23 protein-coding genes are annotated in these 23,912 nt (G+C 62.1%); 5 read left to right on the top strand and 18 right to left on the bottom strand.

The genetic code is table 11. The features are described 5' to 3' along the window. Positions 1 to 17: 17 nt before the first annotated feature. From ybgF to aspS, 12 genes are all read right to left on the bottom strand, one after another. The gene (gene ybgF / locus ACJO3T_RS07805) at positions 18 to 788 is read right to left on the bottom strand and encodes a tol-pal system protein YbgF (protein WP_406963511.1); all 771 of its coding nucleotides are present in this window, start codon (positions 786 to 788) and stop codon (positions 18 to 20) included. A gap of 31 nt (positions 789 to 819) precedes the next feature. Next, positions 820 to 1,386, bottom strand: coding sequence for a peptidoglycan-associated lipoprotein Pal (gene pal / locus ACJO3T_RS07800; protein ID WP_406963512.1), 567 nt, complete (start codon positions 1,384 to 1,386; stop codon positions 820 to 822). Between the two features lie 76 nt (positions 1,387 to 1,462). After that, complete coding sequence (gene tolB / locus ACJO3T_RS07795) at positions 1,463 to 2,800, bottom strand: Tol-Pal system beta propeller repeat protein TolB (protein ID WP_406963513.1); 1,338 nt, start codon at positions 2,798 to 2,800, stop codon at positions 1,463 to 1,465. A gap of 53 nt (positions 2,801 to 2,853) precedes the next feature. After that, positions 2,854 to 3,906 (bottom strand): cell envelope integrity protein TolA, encoded by a 1,053-nt coding sequence (tolA, locus tag ACJO3T_RS07790; protein WP_406963514.1) that lies wholly within the window; start codon positions 3,904 to 3,906, stop codon positions 2,854 to 2,856. Between the two features lie 3 nt (positions 3,907 to 3,909). Next, positions 3,910 to 4,362 (bottom strand): protein TolR, encoded by a 453-nt coding sequence (tolR, locus tag ACJO3T_RS07785; protein ID WP_328189392.1) that lies wholly within the window; start codon positions 4,360 to 4,362, stop codon positions 3,910 to 3,912. Between the two features lie 26 nt (positions 4,363 to 4,388). Further along, the gene (gene tolQ, locus ACJO3T_RS07780; protein ID WP_406978212.1) at positions 4,389 to 5,078 is read right to left on the bottom strand and encodes a protein TolQ; all 690 of its coding nucleotides are present in this window, start codon (positions 5,076 to 5,078) and stop codon (positions 4,389 to 4,391) included. 3 nt (positions 5,079 to 5,081) lie between these two features. Next, positions 5,082 to 5,555, bottom strand: coding sequence for a YbgC/FadM family acyl-CoA thioesterase (locus ACJO3T_RS07775; RefSeq protein ID WP_406978211.1), 474 nt, complete (start codon positions 5,553 to 5,555; stop codon positions 5,082 to 5,084). Next, positions 5,539 to 6,576 (bottom strand): Holliday junction branch migration DNA helicase RuvB, encoded by a 1,038-nt coding sequence (gene ruvB, locus ACJO3T_RS07770; protein WP_406963516.1) that lies wholly within the window; start codon positions 6,574 to 6,576, stop codon positions 5,539 to 5,541. Before ruvB ends, ACJO3T_RS07775 begins: the two co-directional genes overlap by 17 nt. A 247-nt stretch (positions 6,577 to 6,823) precedes the next feature. Further along, entirely contained in the window at positions 6,824 to 7,453 is a 630-nt protein-coding gene (ruvA, locus tag ACJO3T_RS07765) for a Holliday junction branch migration protein RuvA (RefSeq protein WP_406978210.1), read from the bottom strand. A gap of 61 nt (positions 7,454 to 7,514) precedes the next feature. After that, positions 7,515 to 8,078, bottom strand: a complete 564-nt coding sequence (ruvC, locus tag ACJO3T_RS07760) for a crossover junction endodeoxyribonuclease RuvC (RefSeq protein WP_406978209.1) — start codon at positions 8,076 to 8,078, stop codon at positions 7,515 to 7,517. A gap of 38 nt (positions 8,079 to 8,116) precedes the next feature. After that, a complete protein-coding gene (locus tag ACJO3T_RS07755; protein WP_406963519.1) occupies positions 8,117 to 8,866 on the bottom strand; it encodes a YebC/PmpR family DNA-binding transcriptional regulator in 750 nt (249 codons plus the stop codon). A 76-nt stretch (positions 8,867 to 8,942) separates the two neighbouring features. Next, positions 8,943 to 10,745 carry an aspartate--tRNA ligase gene (aspS, locus tag ACJO3T_RS07750; protein ID WP_406978208.1) on the bottom strand — a complete coding sequence of 601 codons (1,803 nt, stop codon included), beginning with the start codon at positions 10,743 to 10,745 and terminating at the stop codon, positions 8,943 to 8,945. Positions 10,746 to 11,014: 269 nt separating this feature from the next. Here aspS and fabR point away from each other — a divergent pair, with 269 nt between their 5' ends. Continuing rightward, a complete protein-coding gene (gene fabR, locus ACJO3T_RS07745) occupies positions 11,015 to 11,644 on the top strand; it encodes an HTH-type transcriptional repressor FabR (RefSeq protein ID WP_406978207.1) in 630 nt (209 codons plus the stop codon). Between the two features lie 15 nt (positions 11,645 to 11,659). Here fabR and ACJO3T_RS07740 read toward each other — a convergent pair whose 3' ends face one another. The 4 genes from ACJO3T_RS07740 to tadA all read right to left on the bottom strand — a co-directional run bounded on the left by ACJO3T_RS07740 (position 11,660) and on the right by tadA (position 15,030). Next, positions 11,660 to 12,097, bottom strand: coding sequence for an HIT domain-containing protein (locus ACJO3T_RS07740; RefSeq protein WP_406978206.1), 438 nt, complete (start codon positions 12,095 to 12,097; stop codon positions 11,660 to 11,662). 4 nt (positions 12,098 to 12,101) lie between these two features. Beyond that, complete coding sequence (locus ACJO3T_RS07735; protein WP_406978205.1) at positions 12,102 to 13,445, bottom strand: UDP-glucose dehydrogenase family protein; 1,344 nt, start codon at positions 13,443 to 13,445, stop codon at positions 12,102 to 12,104. Positions 13,446 to 13,510: 65 nt separating this feature from the next. After that, the gene (galE, locus tag ACJO3T_RS07730; RefSeq protein WP_406963523.1) at positions 13,511 to 14,503 is read right to left on the bottom strand and encodes a UDP-glucose 4-epimerase GalE; all 993 of its coding nucleotides are present in this window, start codon (positions 14,501 to 14,503) and stop codon (positions 13,511 to 13,513) included. A 29-nt stretch (positions 14,504 to 14,532) separates the two neighbouring features. After that, a complete protein-coding gene (gene tadA, locus ACJO3T_RS07725; RefSeq protein WP_406978204.1) occupies positions 14,533 to 15,030 on the bottom strand; it encodes a tRNA adenosine(34) deaminase TadA in 498 nt (165 codons plus the stop codon). Positions 15,031 to 15,260: 230 nt separating this feature from the next. Between tadA and ACJO3T_RS07720 the strand changes: the two genes are divergently transcribed. The 3 genes from ACJO3T_RS07720 (at position 15,261) to ACJO3T_RS07710 (ending at position 19,008) form a co-directional block, all read left to right on the top strand. Beyond that, the gene (locus tag ACJO3T_RS07720; protein ID WP_406978203.1) at positions 15,261 to 15,818 is read left to right on the top strand and encodes a sigma-70 family RNA polymerase sigma factor; all 558 of its coding nucleotides are present in this window, start codon (positions 15,261 to 15,263) and stop codon (positions 15,816 to 15,818) included. Then, positions 15,815 to 16,720 (top strand): FecR family protein, encoded by a 906-nt coding sequence (locus ACJO3T_RS07715; RefSeq protein ID WP_406978202.1) that lies wholly within the window; start codon positions 15,815 to 15,817, stop codon positions 16,718 to 16,720. Before ACJO3T_RS07720 ends, ACJO3T_RS07715 begins: the two co-directional genes overlap by 4 nt. An 89-nt stretch (positions 16,721 to 16,809) precedes the next feature. After that, entirely contained in the window at positions 16,810 to 19,008 is a 2,199-nt protein-coding gene (locus ACJO3T_RS07710; RefSeq protein WP_406978201.1) for a TonB-dependent receptor, read from the top strand. Between the two features lie 68 nt (positions 19,009 to 19,076). Here the strand turns inward: ACJO3T_RS07710 and guaA are convergent, their stop codons facing one another. Together guaA and guaB are read right to left on the bottom strand one after the other, a co-directional pair. Beyond that, positions 19,077 to 20,654 carry a glutamine-hydrolyzing GMP synthase gene (gene guaA / locus ACJO3T_RS07705; RefSeq protein ID WP_406963528.1) on the bottom strand — a complete coding sequence of 526 codons (1,578 nt, stop codon included), beginning with the start codon at positions 20,652 to 20,654 and terminating at the stop codon, positions 19,077 to 19,079. Between the two features lie 60 nt (positions 20,655 to 20,714). Next, positions 20,715 to 22,178, bottom strand: a complete 1,464-nt coding sequence (guaB, locus tag ACJO3T_RS07700; protein ID WP_406963529.1) for an IMP dehydrogenase — start codon at positions 22,176 to 22,178, stop codon at positions 20,715 to 20,717. A 260-nt stretch (positions 22,179 to 22,438) separates the two neighbouring features. On the opposite strand from guaB, the gene xseA reads away from it, so the two are divergent. Continuing rightward, positions 22,439 to 23,797 (top strand): exodeoxyribonuclease VII large subunit, encoded by a 1,359-nt coding sequence (gene xseA / locus ACJO3T_RS07695; protein WP_406978200.1) that lies wholly within the window; start codon positions 22,439 to 22,441, stop codon positions 23,795 to 23,797. Positions 23,798 to 23,912: the final 115 nt, after the last annotated feature.

The raw sequence follows: 23,912 nt of genomic DNA, 5'->3' as shown, positions 1-23,912 counted from the left end.
GGGGTGATCAACCCCTTTTAACCGGCGCCCAGGTATTTTTTTGCCAGATTGGCCGCCTGGCTGGTGCCGTACTGATCAACTACCCGCTTCATGTACCGTTCGGCCTGATCCTTCTCACCCATACGGTCATGGACCACCCCCAGTTTGTAGAGGGCATCCGGTGCCTTGCGGTGATCCTGATACCGGGTGGCAACAATCGTAAACGCCTGTTTGGCCTGCTCCAGTTGGGGCTTGACCAGGTAGACTTCGCCGAGCCAGTAGTACGCATTTACCGTCAGGTCCCCTTCCGGGTACTCGCCGATGAAGTCGTACAGATCACCAATGGCCTGGTCATAGGCCTTGTCCTGCTGGATCAGTGCCTGGATCCGCTCGTAGGCTTCCCGCTCCTCCGCCGACGGCTGCCGGTATTCCTGGCTAACGGTCTGGGGCTGTTGCCGTTCGCTGGACGCGGCGGCTGCTGAACCACCGGACGAGCCGCCGCCACCGGAGCGGGACTGACTCTGCTGTTCGGACAGCTCCATCAGCCGTTGATCCAGATCGATATAACGCTCCCGGGACTGCCGTGTCAGGCGCTCAAGCTGATTTCGCTGCTCCTCCAGTTCTCCCCGCAGGCTTCGTACTTCCTGCTGGAGCCGCTCGATCATGAAGAAGAGCTCGGCATTGCCCTGGTTACCGGCGGACTGCCGCCGGGCTTCCGACTCGTTGTTCTGATAGGCCGGCGTGGAAGATTGCGCCAGGGCACCGGCGGAAACCGCCAGTGCCACTGCCGCCACGAGAAGCTTTCTCATGGGTACACCTATTGTCAGTCACCGCTGTGTCTTAGCGGAAAATCAGTTCCACACGACGGTTCTGGGCCCAGGCACTTTCATTGGAGCCCATGGCCGCCGGCTTTTCCTCACCATAGCTTACCGTTTCGATCTGGCCGCGGTCAGCACCGTTAACCACCAGGAAACGCTGCACCGCATTGGCACGACGCTCGCCCAGGGCCAGGTTGTACTCCTTGGTGCCACGCTCATCGGTGTGACCTTCCAGGCGTACGTTCACGTTCGGGTTGCCGGCCAGGTAACGGGCGTGAGCCGCCAGCACATCCCGGGACTCCGCCTTGATTTCGGCGGTGTCGAAATCGAAGTAGAAGGTGGTGATACGACGCAGGGCCGCATCCTCGCCAGTGGCGGCCTGACCTGCCTGGCCGCGCTCGCCGTCCCTCAGTTCATCGGAGGAAACACCGCCGTCGCCATCATCGCCGTATACGGAGGCACCACCGTCCTGATCCACGGCAGTCATCTCATCATCGCCCATGGGCTCGTCACCAGTGGTACTACAGCCAGCGACCAGACCCAGCGAGAGTACAAGGGCAAATGCGGATTTTTTCATCATGGTGTTCATAGAACGTCCTTCTGCTTAGGTTTCTGTTGTTCCAATTTCATGGTTTTCAATGGGCCTGTTCCTCCCCCGCCGCTGTTCAACGGAGGATGGGGGACCAGGCCGGTTCACGTACATCCCCACGGGCCGCCGGCAGCGTATAGGCAGCGCCACCATTGGTGGATATAACGGTCAGTACGCTGTCATTCCCCTGGCGGGTCGCGTAGATCAGCAGTCGGCCGTTGGGCGCGATGCTTGGGGATTCGTCCATGCCGGTGCGGGTCAGCACCTGCTCGTCGCCGGAGTCCAGCTCGGTCCGCGCGATAAGGAAGGCGCCGTCGCGCTGATGGACGTAGTAGATGTACTCGCCATCCGGGCTGAAACGCGGCCGCGCGTTATATCGGCTACCGAAGGTAATCCGGCGGGGCGAGGCACGTTCGCTCTCCTTGATATAGATCTGCGGGCCACCGGAACGGTCGGAGGTAAAGGCAAGACCGTCTCCGTCCGGATGCCAGGCACCTTCGGTGTCGATGCCCCAGTGGTCGGTCAGGCGCGTCAGGGAACGAGTATCCACATCCAGCCGGTAGATCTCGGCATTGCCCGAGCGGGACAGGGTGACCAGCAACGAACGACCATCCGGTGACCAGTTAGGGGCGGAATTCAGACCGGGATAAGACGCCACCACGGAACGTTTACCAGTGGCCAGCTCATGTATGAAGATCTCCGGCCTGCCGCTCTCGAAAGACACATAGGCCAGCTTTTTGCCATCCGGCGACCAGTCCGGAGACAGGATGGGCTCGCGACTCTCCAGCCGGACGCTGGAGCGGCGACCATCCACGTCACTGATCTGGAGGCGGTAGCGGGGCTTGCCCTCATGTTCATCCAGGGTGACATAGGCCAGCTTGGTGGAGAAGATGCCCGGTTCGCCGGTCAACGCCTCGTATACCTTGTCGCTGATGTGATGTGCCAGCGTGCGTATGTTGTTGACCGACGTGGTGGAGGTTTCCCCCAGCATGCGCTTCTCACTGTTCACGTCAAACAGCTCATAGCGGGCACGGACCCGATCCCCCTCCAGGGTAACATTGCCCACCAGCAGGTAGCGCTGCCCCAGCATGCGCCAGTCCCTGAAGAAGACGTCGTCACCGCTGGACGGCAGGCTGAGCATGCGCTCCGCCGACAGTGGGGTGAATTCGCCGGTCATTTCCAGGTCATTGCGGACAATGGTGCTGATATCATCCCCCGCCGGCAGGTCACCGGACTTTCCGAAGGGTACCACTGCCACCGGAATCGCCTCTCCGGTGCCCTTGGTCACCCTGATCATCAGTTCCGCCCGGGCCACCGAGGTAGCCAGCAACAGGGTCGCCATCAACAGGACCAGTGCAACCGGTCCGGTGATCCTCAGGGAACTGGCCGTGTTCGTGGGGTTGGTTACTGTCATACTGGCCTCACCATCCTTTTTCGGGGTTCCGGTTGGGTGTTCAGCATCACACCTCAGACCTCCGGCTCAAACTTGATCGTAAACTGCCTGAAGTAGCGCTCAAAGGTATCGCGGCTCTCCGGAATTGGATACTCACGGATTGCCCGGGCGGCACTGATAGCGGAGTTGTCAAATGCCTGGTTCCCGCTGCTTTCGACGACTTCCACCGACTGCAGTTCACCATTGGGCAGCAACGTCAGACGCAACAGGACACTCATACCTTCCCGTGCCGACGACGGCGGATACCACTGATTCTCAATGGCCTGCCCTATCAGTGACACGTAGCGGGCCCTTTCGTTCTGCATCTCGGTTTCCCGGGCCCTGGCCGCGGCGGCCTCCTGCTGTCGGCGCTCCTCTGCCAGCCGGGATTCCTCGGCCTCCCGGGCCATGTCCTCCAGTTGCTGCTCCCGCTGGCGACGCTCGGCTTCTTCCTGTTGACGCTGGCGTTCGGCTTCCTCCTGGCGACGGCGTTCTTCCTCCTGACGCTGGCGTTCCTCTTCCTGGCGGCGCCGCTCCTCTTCCTCACGACGCTGCTGCTCCTGGCGCTTGCGTTCCTCTTCGGCCTTGCGCTCCGCTTCTTCGCGGGCCTTGCGCTCTTCCTCGGCCTGGCGGCGGGCTTCCTCTTCCGCTTCGGCCTGGGCTTTCTGCCGGGCAGCCTCTTCCTCACGGGCCTGGCGCTCACGTTCGCGGGCGGCCTCCTGCTCACGTCGCTGCTGTTCCAGACGTTCCTGCTCGCGCTGCTCCTGTTCCTGGCGCTGGCGCTCCTGCTCCTGTTGAATGCGCCGCTGCTCCTCTTCCTGCTGCTGACGCTCATCCTCCGGAGGCTGTTCCGGCTCCGCGGGTTCAGGCTCTGGCGGCGGTGTGGTGGTTTCCTGGGGCGGCACAGCCTCCGGAGCGACCAGCCGGGCGGAGATGCTGGGCTCCGGTGGTTCCTCAATGGGCGAAACCCAGTGCCAGCTCATCAGCGTAATCGCCACAATGGCGCCGTGGAGCACCAGCGACAATAATACCGGCGATGTCCACGCCGGGCGGCTTTCCTTACGTTCTTCGGGTCGTGGATCCGTCACAGATTATCCACCCGCCTCATCCGTCTCTTCTGCCTCGGTAATCAGGCCCACATTGGTGGCACCCGCCTGCTGCAGTACCGACATCAGTTGAACCACCTTGCCGTACTGTACGTTCTGGTCGCCACGCACCAGCACCTCGCGATTGGTGCGCCCGGCCATGATCTTGCCGACCATCTCCTGTACCTGACGTAAGGGCATCGGATCACTGTCCTCATCACCCACCTGCAGATAGTAGGCACCATTGGCGTCGATGGATACCACCACAGACTCGGTCTCCTTCTCAGCCTGGATCGGATCCGAGGTTGTCTCCGGCAGGTCCACCTTCACACCCTGGGTCAGCATGGGGGCTGTCACCATGAAGATGACCAGCAACACCAGCATCACGTCGATGTAGGGTACGACGTTGATCTCCGCCATGGGTTTGCGGCGAACCGTGTGCATCATTCCGCCTTTCATCACATCCTCTCCCGTCGCCTTCGCGATCAGCCCTGACTGCCACCGTTACCGTGCACCCGGCGATGCAGTATGCTGGAGAACTCCTCGGCAAAGGTTTCATAGTTCTGCAGCAGCGCGTCGGACCTTGAGGAGAACCGGTTATAGGCGATAACCGCCGGAATGGCCGCGAAAAGACCCATGGCCGTGGCGATCAGCGCTTCGGAGATACCCGGCGCCACCGTGGCCAGTGTCGCCTGCTGCACGGTCGCCAACCCGCGGAACGAGTTCATGATGCCCCAGACGGTCCCAAACAGACCGACGTAGGGGCTGGTTGAGCCGACGGTCGCCAGGAACGGCAGATGGGTTTCCAGACGCTCCTGTTCCCGGGAGAAGGCCACCCGCATGGCCCGCTGGACACCGTCCATCACCGCATCGGGATCGCGGCTTTGCTGGCGCAGGCGGGAGAATTCCCGGAAACCGGCCCGGAAAACGGACTCCATGCCGGAATAGGGGGTCGGGCTGGCGTTGACTTCCCGATAGAGCTGGCCGAGGTCCATGCCGGACCAGAACTGTTCCTCAAAGGCCCGCTGTGCCCGCTTTGCCTTGCGGAAAACCTGGATACGCTGGAATATCAGCGCCCATGAAATCACCGATGCCAGCGCCAGCAACAGCATGACAAGCTGTACCAGCGGGCCGGCCTGGGCGATGAGATGCCATACGGAAAGTTCTGAATCCACCATTTACTCCTGATGTGTCTGTGATGATGTCTTTGCCGCCAGGTGCCGCTTCAGCAATTGCCCCAGGTCTTCCGGCAGCCGCCTCGGGCGCCCGGAATCCAGGGCCACGCAGGCAACCGTGACACTGGCGCGGGCCAGTTCCCGGTCATCCGCCGCGCGGCTTACCCTCTGGTCGAACTCCATCCATACGCGCCCGGCATTCACCAGGTCTGCCGTGACCAGCAGTTCGTCGTCGACATAACCGGGCGCCGCGTAGTGAATGTTCAGTTTCTGTACCACATAGCTGATGTTGTCGCTGAGCCCGGAGCGAAGCCCCACGCCACGCCCCCGACACCATTCAGTACGCGCCCGCTCCATATAATGCAGGTACTTGGGATGAAAGATAATACCGCCAGCATCTGTATCCTCGATATAGACACGTACGGGCAGGGTAAAGGCGGCGAGTTCCTGATCGGCGTCGTTACGGCTGTCCGTCAAGGAGATCCTCCTGGTGTGATGATTTCGGCGTGGCGCCAAAGTGAAGGTAGGCACTGTTGGTGACCATACGCCCCCTTGGCGTCCGGACCATGAACCCCTGCTGTATCAGGAAAGGCTCCAGCACATCCTCGATGGTGCCCCGCTCTTCGCTGATGGCGGCGGCAAGGCTGTCGACCCCCACGGGGCCCCCATCAAATTTCTCGATCATGGCCAGCAGCAGCCGGCGGTCCATGTGATCGAAGCCTTCGTTGTCCACTTTCAACATGTTGAGGGCCTGGTCCGCCACCCCGGCGGTAATGGAACCATCGGCCTTTACTTCCGCGTAGTCCCGCACCCGGCGCAGCAGTCGGTTGGCAATCCGCGGCGTGCCCCGGGACCGCCGGGCGATCTCATAGGCACCGGCGTCGTCTATGGAGACGCCGGACAGAGCGGCCGACCTCAGCACAATCGAGGTCAGGTCGCGGGTATTGTAGAACTCCAGCCGCTGCACGATGCCGAAGCGGTCCCGCAGCGGCGATGTCAGCAATCCGGCCCGGGTGGTCGCCCCCACCAGGGTAAACGGCGGCAGGTCCAGCTTGATGGAGCGGGCCGCCGGCCCTTCCCCGATCATGATATCGAGCTGGTAGTCTTCCATCGCCGGGTAGAGCACTTCCTCCACCGCCGCATTGAGGCGGTGGATCTCGTCGATAAACAGGACATCGCCCTGTTCCAGGTTCGTGAGCATGGCTGCCAGGTCACCGGCCTTCTCCAGCACCGGGCCGGAGGTAGTCTTGATAGCCACGCCCATTTCATTGGCGATGATATTGGCGAGGGTGGTCTTGCCGAGACCCGGAGGGCCGAAGATAAGCGTGTGGTCCAGGGCCTCGTTGCGGCCCCGGGCGGCGGAGATAAAGATCTCCATCTGTTCGCGGACAGTGGGCTGACCCACGTAGTCTTCCAGGCGGTGGGGCCGTATCGCTCGGTCGTAGGCCTCTTCCTGTAGCCCGGCCTGGGGAGAAATCAGTCGATCAGATTCAATCATGTAAAGACTCGTTACAGGTTTTCACCATCATACCTGTGTTCGGATGACTTGTTCATCCGCCCTGACCGGCATTGTCGGACCCCGTCGGTGCACCCCCTGCCCTGACCCGCGTCGGCAGGCCCTGGTCAGGTGCTTCCGGTCATCCCCTCAACCCGGACACATTGTACGGTCAGTAGTATGCCTGTCACGTTACGCTCTTTACACATTCCCCGGCCATTCCCGACCGCCGAAAAATGGGCAATCCGCCTCAGGTGGCGGGAATCATGGCCTTGAGCGCCTGCCGGATCAGCTCTTCCCGGCTCATGCCGTCTTCGGTGACACGATTGATGGCCCTGCTCGCTTCCTGGGGTTTGTAGCCCAGGGCGATCAGGGCGGCTTCCGCCTCTTCCGATGCGTCCGGCTGCTTTGGAGACCGTGACGGCAGGTCCGATTCTTTCACGGCACCATCACTGGATACCACGAACTGCCCCTCAAGCTGCCCGATACGGTCAGCCATGTCGATCAACAGTCGCTCGGCGGTCTTCTTGCCCACACCCGGCAGTTTCACCAGGGCGCTGGTGTCCCTCTGCTCCACGCAGCGGATGAACTGGTCTGCATCCAGACCCGAAAGAATCCCCACAGCCAGCTTCGGGCCCACCCCGTTCACCTTGATCAGAAGGCGGAACAGATCCCGGTCCAGGCGCCGGGCAAAGCCATACAGACTCTGGGCATCCTCACGGACCGCAAAGTGGGTATGCAGGGTGACTTCCTGGCCGGCTTCCGGCAGATGGAAGAAGGTGGTGTAGGGAATATCCACTTCATAACCGAGGCCGGCAGCCTCCACCAGGACCTGGCCAGGCTGCTTTTCAACCAGGGTACCGCGCAGTCGTCCGATCACCGGGTCTGTCTCCGTTGTTCTGTTACTGGAATAGTGTTCTGTTTCCGGGATAGAGGGAAGATTAACGCATCCGACCGCCGCGGACACGCCTGCCGGCAGCCGCCTGTGATGTGGCCGACGTTGCGGATGCCCGACCGGCTCCGGACAGGCGGGCCACGCTCTGGCTCATGTGGGCATGGCACAGGGCGATGGCCAGGGCGTCGGCGGCATCCTCCTGGGGCTTGCGGGCGAGTTTGAGGATGGCCTGCACCATGTGCTGGACCTGGGACTTGTCGGCGCCGCCCTTGCCCACCACCGCCTGCTTCACCTGGCGGGCGGAGTATTCGTGTACCGCCAGCCCGGAATTGGCGGCGCTGACGATAGCCACGCCCCTGGCCTGCCCCAGCTTGAGGGCTGAATCCGGGTTGCGGGCCATGAACACCTGCTCAATGGCGAATTCGTCCGGCCGGTACTCGGCAATCAGCGTGGCCAGGCTCTGGAAGATCACCTGCAGCCGCTCCGCCATGGGCCGCTCCCCGACCCGGATACAGCCACTGTCCAGGTATCCGGTAGTGCGGCCACTGGTGCGGATGACGCCATACCCGGTAATACGGGATCCGGGATCCACCCCAAGGATAATTGCCATCAGGCACTGCCCCCGCGTCTTGTGGGTAGGGAGTCGACTCAGGCGTTGAGTTCCTGCAGAACCTCGTCGTCGAATTCGGCGTTGGAATAGACGTTCTGCACGTCGTCCAGGTCCTCAAGCATGTCGATCAGCTTGAGGTTGGACTCGGTGCCATCCCGGTCCAGGTCCACGGTGGTCGCCGGTACCATGGTGACTTCGGCATTGTCGGGCTCCAGGCCGGCTTCCACCAGGGCTTCCTTCACATCCAGGTAGGTTTCCGGGGTGGTGCGCACCTCGAAGGAGCCATCATCCTGCTCGACAATATCCTCCGCACCCGCCTCCAGGGCAACTTCCATCAACCGTTCCTCGCTGGTGCCTGGAGCATAGCTGAGGATGCCCTGCTTGCTGAACAGGAACGCCACCGAACCATCGGTGCCCAGGTTGCCGCCGAACTTGTTAAAGGCGTGGCGCACCTCGGCCACGGTACGGTTACGGTTATCGGTCATGACCTCCACGTACATGGCGACGCCTCCGGGACCATACCCTTCGTAGGTCAGTTCCTCGTAGTTGTTGTCGTCGCCACCGCCGGCGCCCCGCTCAATGGCGCGCTCGATGGTGTCCTTCTTCATGTTGGCGGTCAGCGCCTTGTCCATCACCGCACGCAGACGGGGGTTATCGTTCGGGTCCGGGCCACCCAGCTTTGCCGCCACCACCAGTTCACGGATGATCTTGGTGAAGATCTTGCCACGCTTGGCATCCTGGGCCGCCTTGCGGTGCTTGATGTTGGCCCATTTACTGTGCCCGGCCATAAACCACTCCTGTCTTGCTGCTGGCCAATGGATTGGGAGCCGCCCCGACCGAAACGAATACCGGAGCGGCCCTGTCTCAGCCTTCGGACTTCTCCCCGGCCTGGTCGGCCGCCTTGGCGACCGGCTTGCGCAGGCGGATGTTGAGTTCCTTGAGCTGCTTCTCGTCCACCTCGCCCGGAGCCTGTGTCATCAGGCAGGTGGCACTCTGGGTTTTCGGGAACGCAATCACGTCACGGATCGAGCTGGCACCGGTCATCAGCATCACCAGACGGTCCAGACCGAAGGCCAGGCCACCGTGGGGAGGACAACCGAACTTGAGGGCGTCCAGCAGGAAGCCGAACTTGGCCCGGGCTTCTTCCTCGTCGATCCCCAGTACCCGGAACACGGACTGCTGGGTGTTCTCATCGTGGATACGGATGGAACCGCCACCCAGCTCGGTACCGTTCAGTACCATGTCATAGGCCCGGGACAGGGCATTGGCGGGGTCCGCCGCCAGCTCTTCCGGGGTGCAGCTCGGCGCCGTGAACGGATGGTGGATAGCGGTCAGGCCGCCGTTGTCGGTTTCCTCGAACATGGGGAAATCCACCACCCACAAGGGCGCCCATTCTTTGGTAAGCATTTCCAGGTCGTGGCCCACCTTGATCCGCAGGGCCCCCAGGGCCTCGTTGACCACGTTGGTTTTGTCCGCACCGAAGAACACGATATCGCCGTCCTCCGCGCCGGTGCGTTCCATCACTGCCATGGCGGTCTCGTCACCCAGGAACTTGACGATGGGTGACTGCAGGCCCTCAACACCCTTGGCGACTTCGTTCACCTTGATGTAGGCCAGCCCCTTGGCACCATAGATGCCGACAAATTTGGTGTAGTCATCGATCTGCTTGCGGGTCAGGCTGCCACCATTGGGCACCCGCAGTGCGGCAACGCGGCCTTTCGGGTCTTTGGCCGGGCCGGAAAACACCTTGAAGTCGACGCTCTCAACCAGATCGCCCACATCCACCAGTTCCAGCGGGATACGCAGGTCCGGCTTGTCGGAGCCGTAACGCTGCATGGCCTCGGCGTAGGGCATGCGCGGGAATTCCGGCAGCTCCACGTCCAGCACGTCCCTGAACAGGTTGCGAGTCATGGATTCGGTCAGATTCATCAGGTCTTCCTCGTTGACGAAGGAAGCCTCCAGATCCACCTGGGTGAATTCCGGCTGACGGTCGGCACGCAGGTCCTCGTCCCGGAAACACTTGGCGATCTGGTAGTAACGGTCAACGCCGGACACCATCAGCAACTGCTTGAACAGTTGCGGAGACTGGGGCAGCGCGAAGAAGGAGCCCTCATGGGTACGGCTGGGCACCAGGTAGTCACGGGCACCTTCCGGCGTGGCACGGGTCAGGATCGGGGTTTCCACGTCCATGAAGCCGTTGCCGTCCAGGAAGTTACGGATGTAGCTGGTGACCCGGGAGCGGAACCGCAGACGGTTGAGCATCTCGGGGCGGCGCAGGTCCACGAAACGGTAGCGCAGGCGCACGTCCTCGCCCACATCCACATGCTCGTCCAGGGGGAACGGCGGGGTGGCGGCGGCGTTGAGGATGGTCAGCTCGCGGCCCAGCACTTCCACCTGGCCGGTGGGCATGTTGGGGTTCTCGGTACCAGAGGGACGGCGGCGGACCCGGCCGGTGATCTGGATCACAAACTCGCTACGGACCTTCTCGGCCTTGGCAAAGCTTTCCTCGGTATCCGGATCGAACACCACCTGGGCCATGCCGTCCCGGTCACGCAGGTCCAGGAAGATGACGCCCCCGTGATCCCGCCGGCGGTGGACCCAGCCACAGAGCGTGACGTCCTGATCGATGTTTGACTCGTTGATTCCACCGCAATAATGACTGCGCATACCCGTTCCCATAGCTGTCGTTACAAGTGTGTGTTCTGAAGTCCTGCCACCAGGATGGTGGCTGCCCTGAAGGGGCCTTTGAAAAAGCGGGTCATTATAAACACAATCGCGCCCAAAATCAGGACCAGGATTCGCCGCGGATTCACGAATTGGCCGCAAGGCACATGGAACCCGTTCCGGTGATTTGTCTCAGAGTCGTCGCTGTCCGCTATCATCCTCATAATTGCCTGTCTACAATGACTCGCCAGCAGACCAACCAAGGATACCCCGTGTCAGCCCGCGCCGAACAGAAACTCCGTACCCGCCGTGCCCTGATGGACGCCGCCCTCTCCCAGCTCAGCGCCGACCGGGGTTTCGGCAGCCTGAGCCTGAGGGAAGTGGCCCGGGAGGCGGGCATTGCCCCCACCTCCTTCTATCGTCACTTCGCGGAGCTGGACGAACTGGGCCTGGCCCTGGTGGACGAAGGCGGTGTCGCCCTGCGACAGCTCATGCGCCAGGCCCGCAAGCGGATTGCCCGTAACGGCAGCGCCATCAGCACGTCGGTGGATACCTTCCTGGAATACCTGGGCAACAACGCCAACCTGTTCCGCCTGATGTTGCGTGAACGGACCGGGGTATCCAAGCAGTTCCGTACCGCCGTGAAGGCCGAGATCGATCATTTCGTGACGGAACTGGCGGATGACCTGGCCCGCTTTGGCGAGGAACGGGGCAAACCACTCTACAATGCCCGCACGGTGGCGGAAGCCATGGTGACGCTGGTGTTCAACCAGGGTGCGGAGGCCCTGGATGCCAGTCGCGAGGAAAGGGAGCAGTTGCGGAAGCGGCTGAAAATGGAGCTGCGCATGGTGCTGCTGGGCTCCCAGGTAATGGCACGACACCAGAACACGATCCGGCTCTGAGCCAGGATTTGGGAATCAGCCCGCCGGAACCCCTTTGATCAGTTCGGCAAGCACTGGTTCAAGCCGCGCAAGAAACGCCTCCAGCTCGCCCTCACCGTAGGGCTCAGGGGCCTGGAGCCCCCAGACCGGACCAGGCCAGCCGGTGTCCCCCTCCCGGCGGACAATGTGATGCAGGTGGAGCTGAGGAACCATATTGCCCAGTGCCGCGACGTTAAGCTTGTCGCCACCAAACGCCCCCATCATCCCCTTCCCCAGTAACGAGGATTCCGCCAGCAACTGCTGCTGATCGGCAACGGACAACTGGTAGATCTCCCGGATATCCGGACGCCTGGGCACCAGCAGCACCCAGGGCCAGGTCCGGTCGTTCATCAGGCGGATTTCACACAGGTCGGTACGACCGAGGCTGATGGTGTCAGCCTCCAGCCGTGCGTGAAGGAGGAAATCTCCAGCCATGACGTCAGCCGACGTTGAACTGGTTACGACCGCGACCGATAGCGTAGTAAACCAGACCATAACGATCCAGCATCTGGGGCTCGTACATGTTACGACCGTCGATGATCACCGGCTCTTTGAGGGTCTTCACGATGGCCTCGAAGTCCGGTGAGCGGAATTCCTTCCACTCGGTACAGATTACCAGGATGTCGGCGCCGCGCAGGGCCTGCTCCTTGGTACCGCAGAGTTGCAGGTCATCCCGGTTACCGTAGATACGCTGGGTTTCCTCCATGGCTTCCGGATCGAAGGCCTGGACCCTGGCACCGGACTCCCAGAGGGATTCCATCAGGGTACGGGCCGGCGCTTCTCGCATGTCATCCGTGTTGGGCTTGAAGGACAGCCCCCAGACCGCCACGGTCTTGTTCGCCAGGTCGCCCTGGAAGTAGTGGCTGACCTTGTCGAACAGTACGTGCTTCTGGTCGTAGTTTACCGCTTCCACGGCATTGAGCAGCTTTGACTCATACCCACAGCCATGGGCGGTGCGGGCCAGCGCCTGCACATCCTTGGGAAAGCAGGAGCCACCGTAGCCACAGCCCGGGTAGATGAAGTGGTAGCCGATACGCGGGTCGGAACCGATACCACGACGCACCGCCTCGATATCCGCGCCCAGGCGTTCCGCCAGGTTGGCAACCTCGTTCATGAAGCTGATCTTGGTGGCCAGCATGGCGTTGGCGGCGTACTTGGTCAGCTCGGCGGAACGGATGTCCATGAAGATCATCCGGTCGTGGTTGCGGTTGAACGGGTAGTAAACCTCGCGCAGAACCTCTTCCGCCCGGTCACTGTTGGTGCCGACGATGATGCGGTCCGGCTTCATGAAATCGTTGACCGCGGCCCCTTCCTTGAGGAATTCGGGGTTGGAGACCACATCGAAATCCAGCTCCAGGTTGCGGTGGTCCAGCTCGAGGCGCACGGCGTCACGCACCTTGTCGGCGGTACCCACGGGCACCGTGGACTTGTCCACCACCACCTTGTAGTCGTCCATATGCTGGCCAATGGATTTGGCCACCGCCAGTACATACTGCAGGTCGGCGGAACCGTCCTCATCCGGGGGCGTGCCCACGGCAATGAACTGCAGCAGGCCATGGGCCACGGCTTCCGCCGTATCCGTGGTGAACTTCAGGCGTCCTGCATCCGCGTTGTGGCGGACAATGGGCTCCAGCCCCGGCTCGTAGATGGGGATCTGGCCATTCCTGAGTCGTTCGATCTTTCCCTGGTCAACATCCATGCAAAGCACATCGTGGCCGGAATCCGCCAGGCAGGCGCCTGTCACCAGTCCCACATAGCCTGTGCCAAAAATGGTAATTTTCATGGGCTCATTCCCTGCTATCGAATCGAGTAGAATTTACGTTAAAAGTCTTTCGCAACCTATTGCGATTAAACCGTTTCTTTCTGAATCTTCTGCCATTTTGCTTCCCAGTCCAGGGCGGTCTGGACGATGGTGCCCAGGTCGTCATGGTCCGGGATCCAGCCGAGGGTGTCGGTGATGCGCCGGTTGTCGGCCATCAGGGCCACCGGGTCGCCGGCACGGGGGCCGGTCTCCTCCACCGGGAAATCCGCCCCGGAGCGCGCCTTGACCATATCGATCACCTCACGGACCGTGAAGCCGCGGCCATAGCCACAGTTCAGTACCCGGGACTCGCCGCCCTGGGCCATGTAGTCCAGCGCCATGACATGAGCCTTGGCCAGGTCCTCCACGTGGATGTAATCACGGATGCAGGTACCGTCGCGGGTATCATAGTCGGTGCCGAAAATGCTCATGCCTGCCCGCGCTCCGGTCACGCATTCGCAGGCCACCTTGATCAGGTGGGTGGCTTCCGGGGTGGCCTGCCCCAACAGTCCCTCCGGGTTGGCGCCGGCCACGTTGAAGTAGCGGAGAATCACGTAGTTCAGGGAGGAGGCCGCGGCAAGATCCATGATCATCCGCTCGCTCATCATCTTGGAGGCACCATAGGGGTTGATCGGTGCCAGGGGCATGTCCTCTGTCAGCACGGTTTCCTCCGGCATGCCGTAGACCGCCGCCGTGGAAGAGAAGACCATGTAGGAGACCCCGTAACGCTCCACCGCCTTGAGCAGGTTCAGGGTGTTGCGGGTGTTGTTGCTGTAGTACTTGAGGGGATTGGCAACGGACTCCGGCACCACGATGTTGGCGGCAAAGTGCAGCACCGCGTCGAAGCTGTGTCTGGCGAACAGCTCGTCGATGGCCTGTTCGTCCGCCAGGTCACCCACCACCAGTTCACCGGCGGTCACGGCCCAGGCATAGCCGGTGGAGAGATTATCGAAAACAATGATGTCATGCCCTGCCTGGCCAAGCTGGCGTACCACATGACTTCCGATATAGCCGGCCCCGCCGGTCACCAGTACTTTCATGTCAGTGTTCCGTTTCGTCCCTGAATCATTCAGGCCTGAGGTTTGGTCCGGGCCCGGCGAATCTGTTCACGCCGGGCCGCGAAGAAATCGGTCAGCATCCGCCCGCACTCGTCGGCCAGGACCCCGGCGGTGGTCGTCACCGACCAGTTGAAGTGGGGTTCCTCCAGGGTGGCACGGACCGACGCCACCGCTCCGCCCTTGGGTTCGGTGGCTCCATATACCAGCCTGGAAATGCGACTGTGAACCAGTGCGCCTACGCACATGGTACAGGGTTCGAGTGTTACGTAAAGCGTCGCACCGGACAAGCGGTAATTGCCGAGCCGGGCGGCGGCATCACGCAGTGCACGGACCTCCGCGTGGGCAGTGGGATCACAGGCCGATATCGGTGCGTTGTAACCGGCCCCCACCTCGCGGCCGCCCTGCACCACCACCGCGCCCACCGGCACCTCACCCAGACGCGCGGCATGGGCGGCCAGCGCCAGGGCCCGCTGCATCCAGAATTGATCGTCTTCGGAATGTTCCGACACGCTACCGCCCGAGAAACCTCTCAACAATGCCCGCTGTAGGGCTGCTTAACCGGCGACAAGAATACCAAAAGCCCGAGTCATTGTGCGACTTTCGATAACCCTCCGCCAACGGCGCCTTTCCAGAGACCAACCACCCCATCCACCTGTCCCCGTTAAATACGCAAAACTTGAGCTTAAAAATGATAATGGTTACTATTCGCAAGTTACTACAGGCACAGGTTTCACCTTCCATGTCCACCAGCTCGCAGGACTCACACACAGCCCCTGTCTTTTCCGCGGAAGGGGACGTAAACAGTCTGTATCGGGACCACCAGCCCTGGCTGCTCAACTGGCTCAAGGGTAAGCTGGGCTGCCCTTCCGATGCCGGCGACATGAGCCAGGACACCTTTCTGCGCCTGCTGACCGTGGATCTGTCCGTCTTGCGGGAACCCCGTGCCTACCTGCTGGTGATTGCCAACCGGCTGATGATCAACCGCCACCGTCGCAGGCACCTGGAGGCTGACGTGCTGCAGCAGGTTGCCCATACCATGGAGTCCGGCAACCACAAGGGGCCGGCAGAAATCGTGGCAGCACGGGATCTGCTCCACCAGGTGCTGATAATGCTCACCGAGGAACTACCGGAAAAGCCCCGGGAAGCCTTCCTGCTGGCCCGGACGGAAGGCCTCAGCTACCACCAGATCGCCCGGCGGCTGGATGTCTCGGAAAGCAGCGTCAAACAGTACATATCAAAGGCCCTGGTGCACTGCCATGCCCGCCTCTATGACGATTTTCGGAGGAACGGGGAATGAGCCAGATGAACGCCATCCGTGAGCAGGCCGCTGAATGGCTGATCCATTTCGATGCCGAGGGGCCGCCTGATCCGACCGACAACCGGGAATTCCAGGACTGGCTGACCCGGGATCCCCGACACCGCCACGTGTTCGACCAGATGCAGCGACTGTGGACCGGCGCCGCCCCGGCTACTTCTCCGTCACACCTGGGACGTGCGCTGGGTGCGGCAGGCCTTTGCCTGCTGGTTGCCGTGGCCGGACTGCAACTGCCCTGGCAATACTGGCAGGCGGATTACCGTAGCGCCGTCGGCGAGGTGACGACCGTTGAGCTACCCGACGGCAGCGACATCACCCTGAACACCAACAGCGCCGTTGACGTGAACTTCGATAAGGGCCGCCGCCAGATCAGCCTGATCCGGGGCGAGGTGCTGTTAGAAGTGGAGACGGACCCGGACCACCCGTTCATCGTGACCACCCGCAACGGCAAAGCCGAGGCCATGGGCACCCTCTATAGCGTGCGTCGCAATGACGACCACAGCCTGGTGACGGTGTACGAGTCCCGGGTCCGGGTGACCACCGGCAACGGCAGGGAATCCCTGGCACTGAATGCTGGCCAGTGGGCACGCATGGGCGATGCCATGCTCCAGAGCGGCTCAGCGTCACTGCGGGCCACGCCGGACTGGAGCCGGGAACAGCTCATCTTCAACGGCACCGCGCTGGAGGATGTTGTCGGTCGGCTGGAAGAGTATCACTCCGGCAAGCTGATGATTAGCGACGAACTGGCCGCCAGCGACAAGCGTTTTACCGGCGCCCTGCCTACCCGGGATACCGAGGCAGCCATCAGTCTGCTCGCGGGCTCCCTGGGGCTGGATGCTCGGGGCTTCCCGCCCTATGTGGTGTACCTGGATGTCGCCCACTGAAAAAAAGGTCGACCATGACTGCCCGATTCTTTCTCCGGATTGTCATTACAGATAACAGGCACCATCAAATGACAATCAGGAGCATTTCGATGCGCAACAACCGACACCTTCCCGCCACCCTGCTGGCCCTTGGCCTGGGCATGGCGACACCTACCCTGACCCTGGCCCAGGAGCCGGCAGTCCCCGTGAACATCACCGCCCAGCCACTGGACCAGGCGGTCACCGAACTGGCGGAGCAGACCGGCCTGAACATTGGCGGCAACACCTCCCTGCTGGAAGGTCGGACCGCCTCCCCCCTGAGTGGCGATTACACTCCGGATGAGGCGCTGCAGAACCTGCTCCAGGGCACCGGTGTCACCTACGAACGCACTGGCGAGAATGCTGTCCTGCTAAAGCCACTGGCGCAGGGCAACGGTGAGGTTTCCGCGCTGCCCACGGTGCAGATTTTCGCCGCCATCGACGCCAATCCCACGGACACCGTGAACTACAACCGTGCCGACATTGAGGCCAGCCAGCCCCAGGATATGAAGGACCTGTTCAAGGAGGAATCCTCCGTGTCCGTGGGCGGCCCCATCGCCATGAACCAGAAGGTGTATGTGCGGGGCGTCGAGGAAACCGCCATGGCCGTGACTGTGGACGGTGCCCGCCAAAACAACAAGGTGTTCCACCACAACGCCACCAACCTGATTGATCCGGCCCTGCTGAAAGCCGTGCGGGCGTCCGCCAGCGTGGCTCCGGCCGATGATGGCCCCGGGGCGATTGGCGGCAGCCTGGCGTACGAGACCATCGACGTGAACGACGTGCTGGCGCCAGACCGCACTATTGGTGGTTTCGTGGATGGCCGCTACGCCACCAACGGCGACCAGCTGACCACCTCCGGATCCCTCTATGGCCGTGTCGGCGATGTGGAACTACTGGGCTACATCAAACATATGGACGGCGACGATTATGAAGATGGTAACGGAGATACCGTTGACCACACCTCGCCCGCACTGATCAGCGGCCTGGCCAAGATTGCCTACGAGAACGACATACTGGGCCGCCTGGAGCTGAGTCATGAAGTCGTCAACGACGACACGGACCGCCCCTACCGGGCCAACTTTGCCGATCTGACTGCCGGTCGTCCGGTGCCCGAATCCCGGGTTTATGACCTGACCCGCACCAATACCGTCTTCAACTACAGCCGTGATCGGGGCGAAGGTCTGTGGAACCCCGAAGTTACCCTGGGCACCAACGAGACGGATCTGGAAACCCGGGAGAATCCCCTGACTGCTCCGGAAACCACCGTCGTCTACAACGGTATCACCGAGAGTGATTCTGCCACCGTCCAGAACCTGTTCCATACCCCCTTCGCTACCGTGACCGCTGGCGTCGACTACTATGACGATACTGCAACATTCCGCTTCGAAGGTGACCCCGACCTGGAGGAAAGCGCCGAGAATGTCGGTACCTTCATCCAGGTCCGTCAACCCGTAGGCGACTGGCTGAGACTCTCCTACGGTGCCCGCTATGACCGGCAGGAGTTCACCGGCACCGACGGCTCGGATCATGACGACTCCGGCGTCAGCGCCAACCTCTCCGGCGAAGTGTTCCTGAACGAGTATGTCTCCATCAATGCCGGTTACTCGGATGTCTGGGGTGGCGTGGCGCTGGCCGAGAACTTCATCCTCAATGGCGCATGGGCCTACGACGACGTGAAATCGGTGGAATCGAAGAACTATACCGCTGGCCTGCGGGTCCAGGCAGCCGGTTTCTTTGGTGAGGCCAACGTCTATCAGACCGAGATCAAGAACGGTCGCACACCCAGTTGGGGCGGCGGTCCGGACCTGTTTGCCGACTTTGATATTGAAGGTTACGATCTGGCCGCCGGCTACCTGCACGAGCGGGGCGAACTGTCGATCAAATACTCGGATATCGAATCCGAGAAAGACGGCGAAGTGGCCACCTCCTATGACGGCAACTACTTCACCGTACCCCTGGGCAAAATCATTACCATCAACGGCGCCCTGGCCTTCCCCTCTGTGTCGGTGGACCTGGGCATGAACGCGGAATTCGCGCTGGAGAACGACGCCGTCGAGGAAAGTGGTTCGAAGCAGGACAGCTACCAGGTGGTGGACATCTACGCCGACTACCGCCCCATCGAGCCCCTGGTCCTGCGCCTGTCCGTGGACAACCTCACCGACGAGGCCTACACCGACCGGGCCAGCTACGGGCATGAGTTCCCAACGGTAGAAACCCTGCTGGAGCCGGGCCGCTCGATTGCCCTGAGTGCCCGTTACACCTTCTGAAGTATTGCCGCTCTACCGCAAATAAAAACGGCGCCCCTTGGGGCGCCGTTTTCTGTCAGGCCAAAGCCTCACTCCCACTCAATGGTCGCAGGCGGCTTGGAAGAAATATCGTAGGTTACCCGGGACACCCCGGAGATCTCGTTAATGATCCGGTTGGAGACGGTTTCCAGCACTTCATATGGCAGGCGCGCCCAGCGGGCGGTCATGAAGTCGATGGTTTCCACGGCGCGGACCGCGATCACGTACTCGTAGCGACGGGCATCGCCTACCACACCCACGGACTTTACCGGCAGGAAGACCGCAAAGGCCTGGCTGGTCTTGTGGTACAGGTCGGCCCGGTGCAGCTCTTCCAGGAAGATGGCATCGGCGCGGCGCAGAATATCGGCGTATTCCTTCTTCACCTCGCCCAGGATACGGACGCCCAGGCCCGGCCCCGGGAAGGGATGGCGGTAGACCATGTCGTAGGGCAGGCCCAGTTCCAGGCCGATACGGCGCACCTCGTCCTTGAACAGCTCACGCAGGGGTTCCACCAGCTTGAGCTTCATGGTCTCCGGCAGACCGCCCACATTATGGTGGGACTTGATGACATGGGCCTTGCCGGTCTTGGAGGCGGCGGATTCGATCACGTCCGGGTAGATGGTGCCCTGGGCCAGCCAGTTCACGTCGGTGATCTGGGTCGCGTGCTCGTCGAACACCTCGATAAAGGTGTTGCCGATGATCTTGCGCTTCTGCTCCGGGTCCTCGACGCCCTTCAGGCGGCCCAGGAAGAGGTCCTCGGAATCCGCCCGGATCACCTTCACTCCCATGTTGCGGGCGAACATGTCCATCACCTGGTCGCCTTCGTTCAGGCGCAACAGGCCATTGTCCACGAATACGCAGGTGAGCTGATCACCGATGGCGCGGTGCAGTAGCGCGGCGGTGACCGAGGAATCCACGCCGCCGGACAGGCCCAGCAGCACTTTTTCACCGCCGACCTGTTCCTGGATCTGACGCACCGCGTCATCCACGATGCGGGCCGGTGTCCACAGGGCCTCACACTGGCAGATGTCCTTTACAAAATGCTCCAGGATGCGCTGCCCCTGGAGGGTGTGAGTCACTTCCGGGTGGAACTGCACGCCGTAGAGGTTACGGCTAACGTCCTGCATGGCGGCTACCGGCGCACTTTCGGTGGAGGCCAGCAGCTCGAAGCCCTCCGGCATGTTGACCACCTTGTCGCCGTGGCTCATCCACACATCCAGCAGGGATTCCCCCTGGGCGGTGAGGTGATCCTTGATGTCCTTGAGCAGCGGCCCTTCTGCCCGCACTTTGACCTGGGCGTAGCCGAACTCCCGTTTCTCGGAACTGGCCACGCTACCACCAAGCTGCTCCGCCATGGTCTGCATGCCATAGCAGATGCCCAGCACCGGCACGCCGCGTTCGAACACACCTTCCGGCGCACGCGGACCACCCAGTTGGGTGACCGATTCCGGACCACCCGCCAGGATCAGCCCCTTGGGACGGAACTCATCGATCTCCTCTGCTGTCATGTCAAAGGGCTTGATCTCGCAGTAAACCCCGATTTCCCGCACCCGGCGGGCAATGAGCTGGGTGTACTGGGAACCGAAATCGAGAATCAGGATGCGGTGGTCGTGGATGTTCTGGGACATGGGTTCCTCAACATGAAAGAAGAAAACGGCCCTCCGAAGAGGGCCGCAAACCAGGCAACATTAGCTTACGCGGTAGTTCGGGGCTTCCTTGGTGATGGTCACGTCGTGCACGTGACTCTCACGCATGCCGGCATTGGTGATGCGAACAAACTGGGGCCGGGTCCGCATGGTTTCCATGTCAGCGCTACCGGTGTAGCCCATGGATGCCCGCAGGCCGCCCATCAACTGATGAACAATGTTACGCATCGGACCCTTGCAGGCCACGCGGCCTTCAATGCCTTCCGGCACCAGCTTGTCGACGCCTTCGCTGGCGTCCTGGAAGTAACGGTCGCTGGAGCCCTGCCCCATGGCGCCCAGTGAGCCCATGCCGCGATAGGCCTTGTAGCTGCGACCCTGGAACAGTTCCACCTCGCCCGGCGATTCGTCGGTGCCCGCCAGCAGACCACCCACCATCACGCTGTAGGCGCCTGCGGCAATCGCCTTGGCGATATCGCCGGAGAAACGAACGCCACCGTCGGCAATCAGCGGCACCCCCCTACCCTTGAGCGCAGCCGCCACATTGGACACCGCACTGATCTGCGGCACACCAATGCCCGACACGATCCGGGTGGTACAGATGGAACCAGGGCCCACACCCACCTTGACGGCGTCGGCGCCGGCATCCGCCAATGCAATCGCCGCATCGGCGGTGGCGATGTTGCCACCGATCACCTCTACCTGCGGGTAGTTCTGCTTGATCCACCGGACCCGCTCAATAACACCGGCGGAATGGCCATGGGCGGTGTCCACCACAATCACGTCAACTCCGGCCTCCACCAGCGCCGCAATACGGGCCTCGGTGTCACCACCGGTACCCACGGCGGCCCCCACGCGCAGGCGGCCCTGGTCATCCTTGCAGGCCAGCGGATAGTCCTTGGCCTTCTGGATGTCCTTGACGGTGATCAGCCCGCGCAGCTCGAATTCATCGTTGACCACCAGCACCTTCTCGATACGGTTGCGGTGCAGCAGTTCCTTCACTTCCTCCAGGTCGGCACCCTCGCGGACGGTGACCAGCTTGTCCTTGGGGGTCATGATATCGGCGACCCGGGTTTCCATCCGGCTCTCAAAGCGGATGTCACGGCCGGTCACGATGCCCACCAGGTCCTTGCCATCCACCACTGGCAGACCCGAAATGCTGTTAGCCATGGTGATATCCACCAGTTCCCGTACCGTGTTGGAAGGCGATACGGTAATCGGGTCCTTGACCACGCCACTTTCAAATTTCTTGACCTTGCGTACGGCGGCGGCCTGCTGCTCGACGGTCATGTTCTTGTGCATGATACCGATGCCGCCTTCCTGGGCCATCGCAATGGCCAGCTCTGACTCGGTGACGGTATCCATGGCGGCTGAAACCAGCGGAATGTTGAGGGTAATGCCTTTGGTAAGCTGGGTCTTCAGGTCCACGTGCTTGGGCAGCACGTCGGAGTAACCCGGCATCAGGAGAACATCGTCAAACGTGAGGGCTTCTTCGGCTATTCGCAACATTGGGACCCGCCTTTTGGACAATCTATGTGGAGGCCCGGCGCCGGTGTGGCAGCGCGACATCGGAACCGGTCACCTTAATCGAACTATTATAAGGGTCGCGGGCGCGACAGTAAACCGCGTCAACACCGGCCTCAGCGCGCATCTTGCTGAATTTTGGTGACTTTTAACCACCCCCTTTCTCGGAAAACCCGTATGGCAGACGGGAAGGTTCTGATAACATGGTGGTTTTCCAGACTCCTCGCACAACGATAGAGGCGCCGATGCACTCCGACCCATCCCCGTCCCTGCGGCCCAGGGCCCTGACGGTTTCCGAACTGAACCGCCAGGCCCGGCACCTGCTGGAGACCAGCTTCATGCAGGTATGGGTGGAAGGTGAGCTGTCCAGCCTGTCGCGCCCATCATCCGGGCACTGGTACTTTTCCCTGAAGGACCAGCGGGCCCAGGTGCGTTGCGCCATGTTCCGGGGGTTCAACCAGCGCATCCGCCAGGTGCCGAAAGAAGGAGACCAGGTCCGCATACGGGGCAAGGTCAGCCTTTACGAGAACCGTGGTGATTTCCAGATCATCGTCGAACACCTGGAGCCCGCCGGCCTGGGTGCCTTGCAGCAGGCCTTCGAGGCCCTCAAGGCCCGATTGCAGGCCGAGGGTCTGTTCGCAGTGGAGCGCAAGAAGCCGATTCCGGACACGCCCCGCCATATCGGGGTGATCACCTCCCCCACCGGGGCCGCCATCCACGATATCCTGACGGTGCTGGGCCGTCGCTGCCCCGGTATTCCGGTGACCCTTTACCCCACGGCGGTCCAGGGTCAGGCCGCGACTGCCAGCATTGTCGGCGCCATCGACCGGGCCGTCCGCCACAACCAGGCCGACGTGCTGATTATCGGCCGCGGCGGCGGCTCCCTGGAGGACCTGTGGTGCTTCAACGAGGAAGCCGTGGCCCGGGCCATCGCCACCTGCCCGATTCCCACCGTCAGTGCCGTGGGTCATGAAGTGGACGTGACCATTGCCGACTTTGTGGCAGACCTCCGGGCCCCGACGCCATCCGCTGCGGCCGAGAAAATCTCCCCGGACCAGGCCGCCTGGCTGGCCCGCCTTACCGAAACCCGCCAGCGACTGGCCGGCGCCGCCAGCCGTTACCTGCGCCAGCAGGATGTCCGCCTCGGCCAGCTTACGGCCAGACTGCGGGACCCACGCCGACAGCTGCAGGAGAAAGCCCAGCGCCTGGACGATGTAGAATTGCGATTCCGTCAGGCCATCGGCCAGCGCCTGGGCCGGGAGCAAACCCACAGCGACCACCTGGCCCAGCGCCTGCTGGCCCACCGGCCCTCCCGGCGCATCGTCGAACAGACACAGCGGGTGGACCAGTTGGGTGAACGGTTGCAGGCCAGCCTCGGCCGCCAGTTGGAAAAGCGGAACCAGCGTCTGGAATCAGCCGCCCGCACCCTCAATGCAGTCAGCCCCCTGGCCACCCTGGGCCGGGGCTATGCCATTGTGTCCAGCGACGACCAGACCGTGGTCCGGGACCCGGCCACCCTGTCCCCGGGGGACCGCATTCAGGCCAAGCTGGCGAAAGGCACCGTGGACGCCACTGTCTCGTCCGTGGATACGGGTTCCGACTGAAACCTCCCTGCTCATTCGGTGCGGCAAGCTGGCATGTAACTGTAGCCAAAGTCTCCCTTAGCCTTTGGTCTACTTCCTCTGCGCCCCATATCCCTTACAGTCGACCTCAACAGTG

Source organism: Marinobacter shunpengi, assembly GCF_045449715.1.
In the GTDB taxonomy this organism is placed as follows: Bacteria; Pseudomonadota; Gammaproteobacteria; order Pseudomonadales; family Oleiphilaceae; genus Marinobacter.
The sequence above is the reverse complement of the archived record's forward strand: the minus strand, read 5'-3'. Positions and strand labels throughout refer to the sequence as shown.